The organism is Acetobacter musti (assembly GCF_011516835.1).
Taxonomy (GTDB): Bacteria; Pseudomonadota; Alphaproteobacteria; order Acetobacterales; family Acetobacteraceae; genus Acetobacter; species Acetobacter musti.
On the sequence record NZ_WOTB01000052.1, the window covers coordinates 1 to 15,717 of the forward strand.

General features: G+C 55.6%; 12 protein-coding genes and 4 pseudogenes. 10 read left to right on the forward strand and 6 right to left on the reverse strand.

Features of this window, described 5'->3' with window-relative positions; genetic code table 11:
* Window positions 1-100, forward strand: a pseudogene (locus GOB93_RS19520) (IS5-like element ISMex42 family transposase); the annotation flags it as partial.
* 584 nt (window positions 101-684) lie between these two features.
* Here the strand turns inward: GOB93_RS19520 and GOB93_RS19525 are convergent.
* The 3 genes from GOB93_RS19525 to GOB93_RS19535 all read right to left on the reverse strand — a co-directional run bounded on the left by GOB93_RS19525 (window position 685) and on the right by GOB93_RS19535 (window position 5,319).
* The gene (locus GOB93_RS19525) at window positions 685-2,211 is read right to left on the reverse strand and encodes an aldehyde dehydrogenase (NADP(+)) (protein ID WP_173585090.1); all 1,527 of its coding nucleotides are present in this window, start codon (window positions 2,209-2,211) and stop codon (window positions 685-687) included.
* 127 nt (window positions 2,212-2,338) lie between these two features.
* Window positions 2,339-4,723: a TonB-dependent receptor gene (locus GOB93_RS19530; protein ID WP_173585091.1), complete on the reverse strand. Its 2,385-nt coding sequence runs from the start codon at window positions 4,721-4,723 to the stop codon at window positions 2,339-2,341.
* A 71-nt stretch (window positions 4,724-4,794) separates the two neighbouring features.
* Window positions 4,795-5,319, reverse strand: a complete 525-nt coding sequence (locus GOB93_RS19535; protein WP_338422421.1) for a hypothetical protein — start codon at window positions 5,317-5,319, stop codon at window positions 4,795-4,797.
* 232 nt (window positions 5,320-5,551) lie between these two features.
* Here GOB93_RS19535 and GOB93_RS19540 point away from each other — a divergent pair, with 232 nt between their 5' ends.
* The 9 genes and pseudogenes from GOB93_RS19540 to GOB93_RS19580 all read left to right on the forward strand — a co-directional run.
* Window positions 5,552-6,577: an ABC transporter substrate-binding protein gene (locus tag GOB93_RS19540; RefSeq protein WP_173585093.1), complete on the forward strand. Its 1,026-nt coding sequence runs from the start codon at window positions 5,552-5,554 to the stop codon at window positions 6,575-6,577.
* Window positions 6,565-7,338 carry an ABC transporter ATP-binding protein gene (locus GOB93_RS19545; RefSeq protein WP_173585094.1) on the forward strand — a complete coding sequence of 258 codons (774 nt, stop codon included), beginning with the start codon at window positions 6,565-6,567 and terminating at the stop codon, window positions 7,336-7,338. The genes GOB93_RS19540 and GOB93_RS19545 overlap by 13 nt, the downstream gene beginning before the upstream one ends.
* A gap of 122 nt (window positions 7,339-7,460) precedes the next feature.
* Complete coding sequence (locus GOB93_RS19550) at window positions 7,461-8,198, forward strand: ABC transporter permease (protein WP_198912738.1); 738 nt, start codon at window positions 7,461-7,463, stop codon at window positions 8,196-8,198.
* 42 nt (window positions 8,199-8,240) lie between these two features.
* Window positions 8,241-9,575 (forward strand): FAD-dependent oxidoreductase, encoded by a 1,335-nt coding sequence (locus tag GOB93_RS19555; RefSeq protein WP_173585095.1) that lies wholly within the window; start codon window positions 8,241-8,243, stop codon window positions 9,573-9,575.
* Between the two features lies 1 nt (window position 9,576).
* Window positions 9,577-10,773, forward strand: a complete 1,197-nt coding sequence (locus tag GOB93_RS19560) for a CaiB/BaiF CoA transferase family protein (protein WP_173585096.1) — start codon at window positions 9,577-9,579, stop codon at window positions 10,771-10,773.
* A 1-nt stretch (window position 10,774) separates the two neighbouring features.
* Window positions 10,775-11,545 carry an enoyl-CoA hydratase-related protein gene (locus GOB93_RS19565; RefSeq protein ID WP_173585097.1) on the forward strand — a complete coding sequence of 257 codons (771 nt, stop codon included), beginning with the start codon at window positions 10,775-10,777 and terminating at the stop codon, window positions 11,543-11,545.
* Window positions 11,546-12,475 (forward strand): LysR family transcriptional regulator, encoded by a 930-nt coding sequence (locus tag GOB93_RS19570; RefSeq protein ID WP_173585098.1) that lies wholly within the window; start codon window positions 11,546-11,548, stop codon window positions 12,473-12,475.
* 30 nt (window positions 12,476-12,505) lie between these two features.
* Window positions 12,506-13,609 carry a nucleoside hydrolase gene (locus GOB93_RS19575; RefSeq protein ID WP_173585099.1) on the forward strand — a complete coding sequence of 368 codons (1,104 nt, stop codon included), beginning with the start codon at window positions 12,506-12,508 and terminating at the stop codon, window positions 13,607-13,609.
* Window positions 13,606-13,740, forward strand: a pseudogene (locus GOB93_RS19580) (IS5/IS1182 family transposase); the annotation flags it as partial. The gene GOB93_RS19575 and the pseudogene GOB93_RS19580, both read left to right, overlap by 4 nt.
* A 208-nt stretch (window positions 13,741-13,948) precedes the next feature.
* Here GOB93_RS19580 and GOB93_RS19585 read toward each other — a convergent pair.
* The 3 genes and pseudogenes from GOB93_RS19585 to GOB93_RS19595 form a co-directional block, all read right to left on the reverse strand.
* On the reverse strand, window positions 13,949-14,284 hold the full coding sequence (locus GOB93_RS19585; protein WP_408742424.1) for a transposase: 336 nt from the start codon (window positions 14,282-14,284) through the stop codon (window positions 13,949-13,951).
* Between the two features lie 24 nt (window positions 14,285-14,308).
* Window positions 14,309-15,025: pseudogene (locus GOB93_RS19590) on the reverse strand (transposase); the annotation flags it as partial.
* A 152-nt stretch (window positions 15,026-15,177) separates the two neighbouring features.
* Window positions 15,178-15,606: pseudogene (locus GOB93_RS19595) on the reverse strand (transposase); the annotation flags it as partial.
* Window positions 15,607-15,717 lie beyond the last annotated feature (111 nt).

The window sequence follows — 15,717 nt, forward strand, 5'->3', positions numbered from 1 at the left end:
CAAGGAGTGGCGCGCTGTCGCAACCAGATACGAAAAAACAGCAACGTCGTTCCTCGCGGTCATCCACATCGCTGCCGCAGCAGACTGGATCAAGCCCTAACAGGCCCTAGTTTTCGCAAGGCCTGTTGCTTATTTGGACACGCTGTCTGTGAGGCCACGCAACGCAAGAGCTTCTTGGCTTGTAGTATTCACGTCACGTTATTAAGACACGAGATTTCGTAATCGGGGAGCGTATGGTTTTTTGCCCCTATAAACCGACTATATGGTCATACAAACATCGCAGGAGAAAATCGAGTGTGCCGCGGTTCATTGCGAACCCCCATTACCAGGGAACTGCTGCCCACTCCCTCCCGCGATAGCAGGCGACCGCCGGACAAAACTCGAACTCAACTGCAGCTTTTTCCGATCGGCATCCAACGCTGACACATGAGAGGGCGCTCATCGCGCCCAAACGTTGCTCGTGTTCTTACAATGTGCCTTCCATCAAAGTTCGCCCAAGCAGCGTCGACGTTCTCCGTTTCGTTCAGCCGACCACATCTGGCCGACGAAACCTGCGTGCGAGCAGCAAGCGTCCGCCCCCGTCCGGATACAGTATCGCTTGCACTTGTTGCATCGATTCTACTTCATATCAAAACTGGTCCGTCAGGGAGCAGACGGGTGTTTCCACCGAGCCATTGCTACCGTTTAAAACTCCGCCAGGACACCCGGCAGCAATGCAGCCGGCAGATCCTGGTAGCAGACAGGGCGCAAAAACCTCTCGATTGCTTTCGCCCCTACTGAGGTGGTTCGTGGATCGCTTGTCGCGGGAAAGGGACCGCCATGAACCATGGCGTCGCAGACTTCCACGCCTGTCGGCCATCCATTGGCAAGGATCCGCCCGGCTTTTCGTTCGAGAACGGGCATCAGCCGGCGAGCCAGCCCGGTATCAGGTTCATCAAGATGGAGCGTCGCCGTGAGCTGTCCTTCGAGTGAACGAAGAACAGCAAAGAGAGCCGCCTCGTCGGCACAGGACACGATCAGCGAGCAGGAGCCAAAAATCTCGTGGGACAAAGTCGGGTCTTCGAGAAATATCTGTGCGTCAGCGGCAAAGAGAGCAGAGTGGCATTCATGTGGCCCTGCGTCCGGACCGCGTCCGAGCAGGGTGACGCCCGGTCGTCCCGCCACGCTCCGCACACCGGCCAGATAGGCGTCGTGGATCCCGGCCGTAAGCATGGTTTGCGGCGCTACGCCGGCCAGGGCCTCGACAGCAGCAGAGCGGAATCTCTGAAATCCTTCGCTTTCTATAGCGAGAATCAGACCTGGCGACGTGCAGAACTGTCCGGCTCCCATGCTCATCGACATAACGAATGCTGCGCCCAGCGCTTCAGCCCGCGCGCCCAGAGCAGCAGGCAGGAGAAGGACCGGATTGATGCTGCTCATCTCTGCGTAGACCGGAATCGGGACCGGCCTTGATGCCGCTTCCCTCATAAGAGCGAGCCCTCCCTGCCGCGAGCCCGTAAAACCGACTGCCATGATCAGGGAATTTCTGACCAGCTCCCTGCCGACGGTGAGATCTGGTCCGCCCAACAGCGAGAACACACCCTCGGGCAGGCCGCATCGCACGACAGCGCGCTGAATCGCTCGCCCGGCCAGTTCACCTGTCCCTGGGTGGGCAGGATGGGCACGGGCCACAACCGGACAGCCGGCCGCGAGGGCCGAAGCCGTATCACCGCCGGCTATCGAGAAAGCGAGAGGAAAATTGCTCGCACCAAATACGGCGACCGGCCCTACGCCAATGCCTGTCTGGCGCAGATCCGGACGTGGTGACGGGCTGCGATCGGGAAGCGCCGGGTCGACAAGGGAACCTACGCAGCGTCCATCGCGAAGCAGGCGGGCGAACATCTTCAGCTGGCCGACCGTCCGCCCGGCCTCTCCAATCAGTCTCGCCATGGGTAGTCCGCTCTCAAGGTGCGCGCGTTCGCACAGCACATCACCAACAGCACCAAATTCTTCCGCGGCAGCTTCCAGAAAGGCTGCGCGCATTCCGAGGGAGGTCGCGCGATAGGAATCGAACGCCGTGTCCGCCAGGGAGCATGCCTTGCGCACATCGTCGCTGGTCGCGCAGGAGAAGGCGACAGGTAATACCTCCCCTGTCGCCGCAGCTCTCGCATGAAATGTCGTCTCTCGCGAAACATCCTGATTTCCAATTATAAGTTCTCCGGTCAGTGTCATAGAATTCCTCCTGATGAAAGCTCTTCTCACGAGCACCGGGGTTACGGTGCTGTAACCTTGCTCGCACACGTGTCGCTGAGCCGATTGTCAATACAAACGACGCGGACGGCCAAGGTGGTTGCATGGATCAGAAGGACGTAGAAAGCGTACCCATCATCGTAAATCCGGGAAGAAGGTAATAGGTCGGGGCACTCCCCGCTATCGTTGTTCCATAAACGCCGCGGGTCGCGAGAGCATTACTGGTAAAGCTGTAGACACCAGTACGCCGTACTGCCCCGGTAATGTTACTCAAATTTAGCTGAAATTGCGGAGCCTTGAGAAGAGACAACTGTTTCAACCGGTATCCAAGCGTCACCGAATCGGTGACATAGTAGGGAACTTTTTGATCATTCATTAATGTCGAATACTGTGATCCAACATACTTGATGTTAACATTCGCAAAGAAACTTCCATCATCCCAGTCCAATCCCAGGGCGGCCTGGGTCCTGGGAGCCTGTACCGCCACTTTTCCCTTCGTGGGAAGATAATCGTTCCCGGATCGAATATTATTATCGGTCCGCGCATCGAGATATTCAAAAGACACATAGGGCCGCAGATGCCGCAAGACTGGCCTCGTCGCCACCTGAATGTCGACGCCACGTGAAGTCTGACCGCCAGCATTGGCAGTAATCGATGTTGTAGCTCCGTTCTGGTAGGTATTGAGCGAAAGCATCCTGTTTGTAAAATTATAATTAAAGAACGCAACATCAGCTATAATACGCTCTCCCTGATACCTGTATCCAATTTCTTCCTCAATTGAATATTCCGGATTGGTGGTATTCGCGGCTGTAGTCAGATTTCCTGTCGAACTGCTGTAAACATTCACGAGCGAAGTATTGGTGGTCGTTCTGAAGTTGGTCGATCCGGTTACATATATCTGATGCCGGTCGTTAAATTTGTAACGCAGACCAACCTGCGGCAGGGGTTCAGCTATGTTCTGGCCACTCAGGCGGGCCGCTCCTGGCAGATAATTATAGATCTTTCTCGAAACCATCGCTTCTCTGAAGCCGGCCTGAAGCTGGAGACGGCCGCCCATTAGGGTAACGGTGTCTCCAAAGAAGAGCATATTAATCTGGGTTTGCGTTCTGATGTTTCGCGTATAATACGGCTGACCGTCAGACAGCCTGACCAGGGAATTCTCACCCCAGATATCGGCGGCTTCACCGGTAGTCTGGTTGACGAGCCCCACAGGGTTTCTCTGCGGCTCATTCGACCACTCATACCAATAGCCAAGGGTGATATCATGAGGGCCAAGATGAAGGCCACCCTTCAGGGTGTTCCCCACCCGATAATAACGAGACCACGTCGGAGTGTAGGCAAGAACCTTTTCCCCACCCGAAATAAGCCCGTCCGCGTTAAGATCGGCCCCGACCTTCGAAGGGCCAGCGTAAGTGACTCCCTCAGTCAACGCGCTTGCTCCGCCGCCGTTGCCATGCCCCCACCAAAGATAAGGTGTGTCAGAGAGCATAAAATCACGTGTAATATGGAAAGATGTGGGAAGACTGGCAACAAGGTTTTCATATGGATTAACATGAAGTTTATAAAACGCCGTGTCGGCGATGCCGGAATACGTGCCGTTATAATTTGTATTTCCTGTGGCCCTAAATTGCGCCAGCGTTGGATAGAGATCCTGCTGGTTGATCTGGCGGTTATAGGAAACAACAAGCGCTACGCTTGAGTCCTCACCGAATTCCCGGAGAAGTTTCATATCGACATGCTGCTTCTCGTTGCCACCCGAACCACGCCAATCATTGGCATGAGCGTGTGAATAGGAAACGAATCCCCTGATGCCCGTATTTCCTATCATTCCGCTTTCGAGGCGTACGAACTCACGATTGAGCTTGAAAGCGCCATAGGAAATGCTTCCATACCCACCAGGTTTCGTCGAAGGTGCGATCATCCCTATATTGACGACACCGCCCGAAGCAGAAATCGTGGGCGTGTCGATATTCGCCGTTCCGGGTTGGACAGCAACCTGATTGAGGTTTTCCGCGTCGATTACTTCGTTAGCGTAGAAGGAGCCGCCACCAATGTCATTCAACGGTGCTCCTTCATAAATCCAGCCGATCTGAGCGCTTGAGAGGCCACGGAGAGTCATCGTTCCGCCGACGAGCCCATACGGGTCTGTCAAAGCCACATTCGCGCCAGGCAGAGCCGATAGCAACTGCAGGGGATTCGAGGTCGGCGCCTGCTTGACGATGAAATCTCTCGATATAGTCTGAGTTGTCTTCATGCTCTGCTCCGGAGCCATCAGACCGCCGCCGGGCGCCTTTCCCGTTGCCCCGTGATGAGCATTCGAGGCAGACACCGTGATGTTTTCAGCCTGTTGCGGACGAACGGATTTATGTGAAGCACTGCCCACAACTCTTCCCTTCGCGGGATCCGCCCCGTAAGCGGACACAGTAAAGACAATAAAAGCAGCAGGCAGAGAGGCGGTTCTCTGAAATATTGATAGATTCACTGTTTTCGTCATTTTCTTTCTCCACGTCGGATATTGTGTTATTTTTCAATTTCACAGATACATATTTATATTTATATTTATATTTATATTTCCATCGACATCGGATCATCAGGTCTGTAGCGGACTACACCGCCTTCGCGCAGGATGACTTCCGAAATGTAAAATCCCGCTCCCCAGACGGGGTCAGAATAAACGGGGCTGGGTGCATCCAGCGTTTTTATGCCGGCTGTAACAATCGCACGAGCGCATTCCACGCATGGAAAATAAGTTGTTACGAGATGCGCTCCATCGGTAATCACTCCCCTTCGCGCTGCATCGAAAATTACGTTTCGTTCCGCATGTTCGAGCCAGATAAGTCTGCCCTCAGCGACGGTGCGCGCATCAAGACGTTCGACGCCGGGAGGGAAATCATTGCATGCGTACAAGGAGTTTCCGCTACACGTTAGCAGTCCGGCTCCAACCTGACGTACAGGATTTGGACTCTTCCTGGAGACTTTCCACACTTCCCTCCTGAGTCGTAATGCACTGCGCAAAGTTGCCTGGTTCCAGATCATCCGGTGACACATGCATCGTCTCTCAAGAACTATTTCTCGGGGCAAAATAACCATGACGATATCGGAAGAATTTGAATACAACCGAATTTAGTGCGCCTATCTGCCGGGAGAGCTACACCACGGAGCAGTATCTAAACACCTAGATGCGTCTAATGCACTGATAATAAATAACATTATGATGCAAGCGATTTCGGACCGCTTGTCATTCATGTGTAGCCAAAATAGCAACGGGTATAGCGAATAGTTATGGTATCCTGAAGCATTCGAGTATGCGATTATCATTGCTATGTCGAATCATTTGCTCCCCGATTGTGGTATAACGAGACGGGCCTTCATTGCCGGGGCAGGCGCGTTCCTGTCCGTCAGGGCGGCGACGGCAGCCAGTGAACTTCCCGTGGCGGTCATGCAACTCGGCTGGGTTTTAGGCGCAAACCAGATCGGAGAGATCGTTGCTCAGCATCACGGGTATTTTGCAAACGAAGGACTCGCTCTGGAAATTGCTCCCGGTGGCCCCAACAACGACGGGGTCTCCAGTGTTGCCTCGGGCAGCGCCGACATTGGTCAGGTAACGTCGAGCCCCTCTCTCATGCTTGCCATTTCTGAAGATCTGCCGGTTCGGTCATTCGCCGTCTTAACGAGACGCCATCCGTACGCCTTCTTTTCGCTGCCGGAGCGGCCCATTCGCCGGCCAGTGGAATTTATGGGCAAGCGTGTCGGTGTCCCGGCCACCGGTCGTGTTCTCGTCGAGGCGATGCTGCTCAAGAATGGGATCTCTCGTGACAGGGTGGAGGTCATAACAATCGGCTCGGATATGACCCCGCTCCTGAATGGGCAGGTTGACGCCGTATCCGGCTGGGTGACGGATCGGGCGGCGATCAATGTTCTGGGATCCGACGTTGTCACCCTCGAACTCTGGAATTGCGGTGTGCATCTCTATGGGATGCCTTATTACGCGGCGACAACGACTATCGATACGCATCCTCATTTGCTGGAGGCGTTCCTGCGTGCAGCGGCCAAAGGATGGGAGCGCGTATTCCATCGGCCCGACGAGGCTGTCGAGATTCTGGTTTCCCGCTTCCCCAGTCTCTCAGCGACTGACGAACGTGCCGCTACAGGAACTCTTCTGCGATATGTTTTTGACGATCAGACCCTGCGTGGAGGGTTCGGTACGATGTCACGCGCCCGCTGGCAGGAGCAGCTCGATCTCTATGACACGCTCGGTCAGTTCACAAATCGGGTTCCAGGGACGGAAGATATCATGACGCTCCGAATTCTTGACGCGACAGCCGGGAGCAGGCCATGTCTGGGTTGAAGCCAGCGATTGCTTTCGAGCAGGTGGGAGTCCGCTTCTCGCGCGGTGGGCGCGATGTCGTAGCACTTGAGAATGCGTCTTTTGAAGTCCCGGAGAGCGGTTTCATGACCCTTCTCGGGCCATCTGGCTGTGGAAAATCCACGCTTCTGAGGATCGTTGCTGATATAATCCGGCCCAGTTCAGGGAAGGTCTCGATCCTTGGCGAGACGTCGGCTGAAGCCAGACGGGCGCGAAATATCGGTTTTGTGTTTCAGGATGCAGCGTTGCTGCCATGGCTGACTGTGATCGACAATGTTCGCCTGCCGCTTCAGATCGGACGCAGTGATCGCAGAGAAGGACGACATACCGCCGAGGAGCTGCTCGCTCTGGTTGGCCTCGCCGGTCGGGAGCAGGATTTTCCTCACGAGCTTTCAGGAGGAATGCGGCAACGCGTTTCAATTGCCAGAGCTCTTTTGCAGGAGCCACGAATACTACTCATGGACGAACCGTTTGGCGCTCTCGATGAGATCACACGCGACCGACTGAACGACGTTCTCCTGCATATCTGGCGTGAAACAGAAACGACCGTTCTGTTTGTGACGCACAGTATCCAGGAGGCGGCTTATCTTGGCCAGAGCGTCATGGTCCTTGCTGCGCGGCCTGGCAGAGTGCGTGAGATCGTGCCGGTGGAGCTGCAGGGGCCACGCTCAAGCTCGACGCGCGAACTGCCGGCTTTCATAAAGCTGTGCGGACAACTGCGGCGTATCCTGGAAACATGCTGATGAACAAAGATCAGACTGCCATGCCGCTGGAACACGCATCTTCCGGAGATGGGGTATCGCTGCCCGACGCGCCACAGGCCATAAGGCCAACTGTCTTCGTCCGGGAACGGCTCCCCGGAGTCATGTTGCCGGTCACAGGAGTAATTGTTTTCATTGTTCTCTGGTGGTTCGCCATCAGGTTCTTTCATATCAAGCCTTATATCGCACCCTCACCGGATGCTGTCGCCGCAACTCTTTTCAATAAGCGCTGGATACTTCTGCAAAATCTGTGGCCGACTGCGGTTGAGGCAATATGCGGTTTTCTGCTGGGCAATGGCATGGCCATTGTCGTGGCGACTGTCTTTGTCCATAGCCGCACGCTTGAGCGTGCCTTTTTTCCGATTATGGTTTTGCTGAATTCGGTTCCTGTGGTTGCCAAGGCGCCAATCCTTGTTCTTCTCCTTGGCAATGGCCTCGCACCCAAAATCGGAATCGCTGCGATCGTCTGCTTCTTCCCAACCCTCGTGAACATGGCCCGCGGGTTGGAATCGGTGAATCCTCAGGCTCTGGAATTGATGCACGTGCTTTCAGCTACCCGCGGCGAGGTGTTCACACGTCTCAGGCTGCCAACCGCCGTGCCATACCTGTTCTCCGCCCTGAAGGTGGCCGCCAGCACATCGGTGGTAGGAGCGATCGTTGGGGAGTGGATCGGATCTCAATACGGAATTGGCGCCCTGATCATTCAGGCAACCTACAATTTTGACAGCAGACTCCTTTACGCAACGGTTATCTGTGGGTCAGTTCTGTCTGTCCTGTTCTTTTCCATTATCCGCACCGCCGAGCGAGTGTGCGCACGCAGGTACGAAACGCGCGAACGCTGACGGTTTCAGTCCTGTCCGGGATCTATCGAAACGGAGAAAATCTTGTCTTCATCATATATTGTCGAACCGCCGCGACGGCTGCCGGTGCTTGGCCGCTCAGATATCATCGTGGTCGGGGGCGGCCCGGCGGGTATCTCTGCCGCCTTAGCTGCTGCACGTGAAGGAGCAAGTGTCACGCTTATTGAGCGCTACAGTTTTCTCGGTGGTCTCGCCTCAGGAGGCATGGTGCTGGTGCTCGACGATATGTGTGCCGGCGAGGAAATTACAGTGCGTGGTATCTGCAGCGAGCTGGTCGAGCGCATGCGCTCGCGTGGTCTTGCCATCTATCCGCCGGAAAGGGAGCGCGGGCATGATCCGGCCATGTATCGAAAGTGGTCAAGGTGGGGTTTATTCGATTTCAACGTCCGAACCCGACCGCATCCCATTTGCTACGCCGTAGCGTTTGATCCTGAAGGGTGGAAACAGACCAGCTTCGACATGATCACGGAAGCGGGCATCGATTTACGCCTGCATAGCCAGTTCGCAGGAACAATCATGAGGGATGGCCGGATCGAAGGCGTCGTTGTGCAAAGCAAGGAAGGCCGCGGATCTATTCTGGGTGAGATCGTCATCGACACCACCGGAGATCTCGACGTGGGTGTCGAAGCCGGCGCCGCTTACGACAAAAGTAACTATATGGTCACTACCGTCTTCAGACTGGGCGGCGTCGATACGGATGAGGCTGAACACTTTCAGTTCGAAGAGCCCGATTTGTACGCGAAGCTCGATTTGGAAGCCCGGCGGGTGATTGGTGGGTCATGGGACTACTGGTGGCTAAAAACGCCGCTACCCGGGGTCGTCTGGTGCAATTGTCCTCACATGACTGGACTCGATGGCACCTCCGTTGCCGATCTCACGCGTGCTGAAATCGAAGGCCGCCTTCGAATCCGCGCCATGGTCGCGCATGTTCGCGAAAAAATACCAGGTTTTCAGAATTGTTATCTGATCGACGTGGCGCCGCAGACCGGTGTGCGCCAGACGAGAATGTTGAAGGGAGCCTATGTAGTGACGAAAGAGGACATTGTTGATCGGGTTCAGTTTTCTGACAGCGTCGCCCGGGGGCGGGATTATTACACGCCCTATCGTGCATTGCTTTCACGGGAAGTCGGAAACCTTCTTGTTGCGGGAAGACATTATTCCGCCACACCTGCGGCGCAGAAAATCTCGCGTGAAATCCCTCCATGTATGGCAATGGGCGAGGCGGCGGGAACGGCTGCCGCGATGGCGATCTTCACCAATACTGCTCCGGCACATGTGGATGTCTCTTCCCTGCAGGCCCGTCTCCGGGCGCACGGCGCCGATCCTGGAGCGGCCTGTGCTCATCGGGGAGACGCATAACATGAGTACGCCTTTACCTCTTCCGCTGGCCGGAATCCGGGTTGTCGATTTTACACAGGTTATGATGGGGCCTTGTGCGACCCAGACTCTCGCCGATTATGGCGCCGATGTCATCAAGATCGAGCGCGCGGAGGGCGGAGATCTGTCCCGGTGGTCGGTCGGCGATGATCCGGCTGGACCACAAAATCCTATCTTCAGCAGCCTCAATCGCAATAAACGCAGCATTACACTCAACCTGAAGTCGCCTGAGGGTATGGCAGTCGCCCACGCGCTTCTTGAACGAGCGGACATCGTGGCCAGTAATTTCCGAGCCGGTGTCATGGAGCGGATGGGGTTGGGATACGACACCCTGAAATCACGGTATCCGAAACTGATTTACACGATCGGTTCCGGATTTGGTCTGACTGGTCCTTACGCGCACAAGGGCGGTCAGGACATTCTTGCCCAGGCGCTCAGTGGCGTCATGGCGCGAAAATGCGACACTACAGATCCACTGACCATTTACCCGACTTCTCTTGCCGATTACTCCGCAGGTATGCATATGATCCAGGGAATCCTGCTCGCTCTGCTCCAACGCGAGCGAACCGGATCCGGCCAGATGGTGGAAGTCTCGTTGTATGACTCCATGCTGGCGATGCAGATGCAGGAAGCCGCAATGGCGCTGATGCGCGATGTGGATTTTTCCTGGGGAGCCATGCCTTTCAACGGAGCGTTTGCGACAACGGACGGCGCAGTCGTCGTCGTCGGGGCTTTCAAGAAAAATCCCTTGCGTGAAATCTGCCTTGCTATCGGTCTGGATGATCTTTCGGTCGATCCTCGCTTTTCGACGTTCACCGAGGCATTAAAGCACAGAAGCGACCTGCATCGTATTCTGCGCGAACGCTTCTCAGCAGGCACAACCGCGGACTGGATCGCGGCTCTGGAAGTTCGTGACCTGTTGTGCGCGCCGGTCCGTTCCCTGCCTGAAGCGTTGCGCGATCCGCAGACGCGGATGAACGGAATGCTTCTGGAGCGGTCGTCAACGTCTGACCAGAGCGAGGAGCTCAGGCTGGTGAGTTCGCCCGTTCATATGTCGGCGGCACCTGTGAAGATTGACCGTCCACCGCCCAAACTCGGTGAGCATGGAAGGGAAATCCTGGCCGAACTGGGCTATGATGAATCGCACATCGACTCCTTGGAAAAAGCGAAAGTCATCTGACATGATCAATTGTTCTGTGGAGAACGATATCGCCCGGGTCACTATCGACCGGCCAGACGTGCTGAACGCGCTTGACCATGAAGCGCACGCGCAGCTTGAGGTGATCTGGCGCGGGTTGGAGGAGCTTCGATCGTTACGCGCAATCGTTCTGACCGGTAGCGGAGATCGCGCTTTCTGCGTCGGCGCTGATATGAAAGCAGCAGGAACGACAGGGCTGGATTACTGGCTTCACCGCAGGCCACAGGGTTTCGGCAATCTTGCATTGCGAACGACGCTTGATGTCCCGGTCATAGGACGGGTGAACGGCCACGCCCTGGGTGGTGGTCTTGAGATGATGCTCGGTTGCGATATCGTCGTTGCGTCCTCCCACGCGACGTTCGGTTTTCCGGAGCCAAGAGTCGGCCGGCTTCCGATTGACGGTGGGATGGTCCTGTTACAGCGGCAGATCGGTTATCGCGCGGCTCTCGGCATGCTGATGACCGGTCGCCGTATTGGTGCCGACGAGGCGCTTTCGTCAGGACTCATCAACGAGACAGTTCCGGCTTCCGAACTGGATGACGCAGTCAGTCGCTGGCTCGATGCAATTCAGGCCTGCGCGCCCCTGTCGCTGCGAGCGATTAAACGATCAGTGCGTGAGACGGCTCAAATGACGCCCTCACAGGCGAACGAGATGGCGGGCTCCTCTGTAATCGCCTGCATGACGTCAGAGGACGGGCACGAGGGCGTACGGGCCTTTCTCGAAAAGCGCTCACCGCGCTGGACGGGGCGTTAGTTGCACGCCGTTACGCTTCGCTACCTGCTGGAGGTCGCACGGAGAGGCTCTGTCCGAAGCGCGGCACAGATTCTCAATGTCGCGGCTTCCGCCGTAAATCGCCAGATCATTAAACTGGAAGCCGAACTTGGCGTCAGGCTGTTCGACCGCCTTCCGTCGGGAATGCGCCCGACTCAGGCTGGAGAAATTCTTCTTCGGCATGTGCGACACACAGTCCTGGATTTTGAGCGCTCTGTTTCAGAGATTGACGCACTGAGCGGCATGCTCAGCGGCCATATCAGGATCGCAGCACTCGACAGCTTCGCAATCGACTTTCTTCCTTCCTGTATCGAAACACTGGCGTCGCAGTATTCCGCTGCCACGTTCTCTATTTTGACAGAATCACCGAGACGGATTGTCCAGCTTGTCCAGGACGGTGAGATCGACGTAGGTCTGACGTTTGATGGCCCCCTGAACGACTCTCTGCGCAAGATCGTTACGGCACCGGCACCCATAGGGGCCCTCATGACGCCGGAGCACCCTTTTGCACGGCGCACGCTCCTCTCTTTCGACGACTTGAAGCATTGTCCTTCGCTCTTGTTTCCGCGAGACGCGCTTTCCCACACTGCGGCCGTTGGTGACAGCTATACGCCAGATGCCATTTCCAAAAACAGCTATGCTGTATTTCGTGAGATGGCGCCAACAAGGTTCAATTCCAGCAGTATTGAGTTCAGCAAGCGCATGATCCTTGCGGGTCTGGCGATTGGCTTTTTTACGAAGATCGCGTTCCAGCGTGAACTGGAGGCTGGCAGCGTCGTCTGGGTTCCCGTGAGTTCACCCAGCCTGACACAGCTGCATGTTGTAGCCATCGTTTCCACTCATCGGACGCTGCCGCCTGTTGGAGATGTTTTGCTCGGTATCCTTCAGAAACGATTCAAGACTGCGATGTAGACCAGAAGCTCAATGGAGAAATGACCAACTATGACTGAACGCGCAAAGACGACAGCTTCTGCTTCGCGGCCAGAAAGACGTACGTTCATAAAACTGAGTCTCGCGACTTTTCTCACCGGGTCCGCTACAGGCGGCGCTTTTGCACAGACCGCCTGGACTGCGTTGGGGCAACCTGTGTCCCGGATACCGTGGCTTCAGGATGTTCGCCGCGTCATTATAGATACTGATCCCGGGACAGACGATTTACTGGCTCTTCTGATGCTGCTGGGATCGCCGACGATCACTACCGATGCGATCACCGTCGCACCTGGCAACGTGGAATACGCGCAGGAAATTCGTAACGCGCTCTATCTTGCAGAGCGTTTCGGCAACGGGAAGGTACCTGTTTACAGAGGGCTCGACCATCCTCTGATGGGGCATCCATACCCTCGGGCCGGGTTCATCCACGGCCGCTCCGGCCTCGGGGAACTCAACATACCAGATGAAGGATTACCATTGAGCAAGGGCAGCGCTGCGACCGCTATTGTCAATATCGTCTCCGAACATCCTGGAGAAGTGACCCTGCTCGCTTTGGGAGGACTGACAAACATTGCTCTTGCCCTTCTTCTCGATCAGTCCATCGCCACAAAGATACGGGGAATCGTTGTTGTCGGCGGTCGCTATCAGGGCATAGGAACAAATGTCAGTTTTAATTCGATGGTAGATCCGGAAGCCGCTGACCTCGTGCTAAAATCGGGCGCTCCGATCGTGATGACAGGAGACCTCGGGCAGGACGCGATGCTCGGCCCTGCTGATTTCGACAGGATCCGAAGTTTTCATACGAAGAGGAGTGATATCTTCATCAAGTCGAATGTCGGAAGACTTCACTTCGAGATGGAGCAGCGACATAAACCGGGTGCTACGTATAATGACCCCCTTGCCGCAGCAATGGTAATTGATCCGTCAATTATTGAGCAATTCGAACAGGTCCATGTTTCTGTGGAACTCAACGGATCGGAAACGCGCGGCGCCTACGTGTTCGGCGCGACACATATCTTCACAGGTGACTCAGTACTTCCGAATGTAGCAATTGCTTCACAGGGGAACCCGGCACGTTTCAGAAATGTAGTGTTCCAGGCGCTTCGCCGGGCCTGAGTGGTCTTGGCGATCAGCTTGAAGCCGTTTCCCGGACCGTGGATTTTGAGGCGCTTCGACCTGGTCTGGACAAGGTTCTGGCCTATGTGAACGGAAGCAGAGGCGGCCAGTCTATAATGCTCCCCGCTCTGTCCGAGACGCAGAGCGAAAGTCATTACACAGAACCATCGATACGTGCTCGTTGAGCCCAAAATCAGGACATAATGAAACCTGTGCGCGGGTGGTGGATATTGTCGGGCTCATCTGCATATGATGAGGAAAACGCGGCATTGATTCTCGTTGTCTCCATGTCTGGAACTCCGTATAGCGCGTTGCGTGACGGATGTGGTCGTCAACCCGTCATGCAGCTACAGCGAGGATATTAAGGGTCCGTCTGAGATTGCAGGCAATGGCTGTGACGTGGATCTGCATGACGGCTTTGGCGAGGCCGTGCCACCGCATCCGACGTAGTCCGTAGCCGCGCTTGCGGGTGCCGAAGATCTTATCGATTCTGCCCCGGGTCTGATGAACGGCGTCGTTCCATGCCTTCAGCCGGGCAAGCGTTTCCTTTTGGTTGCGTCCCCACATGGAGGGATCGAAGAACTGTTGGTTGATGTACCTTGGTTCTGATTTTGGGCTTTTGGCGTGCTGATTGACGGTTCCTGGGGTAGCATTCGATCTGCGTTTTGAGCAGATCGGGGGTTGTCACCCGCTGGATTGCTACGCGCTCACGTTGATCCGTTCCAAGAAGAGGAAGCGGCGCATATTATAGACAATATTGGCCAGGCCGATCCGCATGGTGGCCCGGGTGATACCCACGGTTCGGACGAACAGCCCCGTCTGTGACTTCTGATCAGCAAAGACATGCTCGACACGCGACCGGATAACGGACTTTCCGGCGTTTGATCTCTGGATATGTCGAGGCATAGGCTTGAGATGCGGCTTTTTTCTGTGAACCTTTGAGACAAAGCCCTGCTTTTCCATGAAGTCCTCATTGGCTTTTGAGCGATAGGCCGTGTCAGCCCACACCGTTGAGGCCGTATTGGTTTTATCCAGAAGCCCCTCTCTCAATCGCGCGCCATCACTGGCGGCGGCATCCGTCGTTTTCCATTTCCGGATGAACCGGTACTTCCGGTCAATGGAGACGTGGGATTTGTAGCCAAAGAACGGGATAGCGAGATCCGTTGCGGGCATACTCCCGTCTTCCTGACGCTTTGCTTTCGTGAACTTCAGTGTCCAGCGCGCATGGCGATCCTTGTGGGACAGTTTGGATGGCTGGTCCTGCCAGTCCTGTGGGATCCGTCCCTCCCGAAGATCCGCCTTCTCGGCATTGGTATTGCGCTGCTTTGGGGCTGCCACCAGTGTTGCATCCAGGATCTGGCCCGACATCGGCAGATACCCAGCGTTGCGCAGGGTCGCGTCAAAGCGCTCAAACAGCCTTTCAATGACACCCACCTGGAGGGTTCGAAAAACCTTTGACTGACTGCTCTTGCGCCTGATTTCAGGTTTTTGACGTGTTGATTTCTGATTCCTTAGCCTGATTTTCGCTCTGCGATTTGAGCAGAGCGAGGGTTTCATGCTCTGGGTTGCTACGCGGCGGCGTTAATCCGCTCCAGGAGGAGAAAGCGACGCATATTATAGACGATATTGGCCAGCCCGATCCTCATGGCAGCTCGCGTTATGCCTACGGTTCGGACGAACAGTCCTGTCTGGGATTTCTGATCAGCAAAGACATGCCCGACACGGGATCGGATCACCGACTTCCCGGCGTTGGACCGCTGGATATGGCGGGGCATGGGTTTGAGATGAGGCTTCTTCCTGTGAGCCTTCGAAACAAAGCCCTGCTTTTCCATGAAGTCCTCATTGGCTTTTGAGCGGTAGGCTGTATCAGCCCAGACTGTTGATGCCATATTGGTTTTATCCAGCAGGCCCTCGCGTAGTCTGGCGCCATCGCTGGCCGCGGCATCGGTCGCCTTCCATTTACGGATCAGCCGGAATTTTCGGTCGATGGAAATATGTGTCAGGTTGTGAGACGTCATTGGCGTAATCAAGGATTTCGTCGACCTGTTTCATGATGTCACGACCAGCCGGTTTGATATAGTCTTGATTACGTGACGCGGGATGTTTTT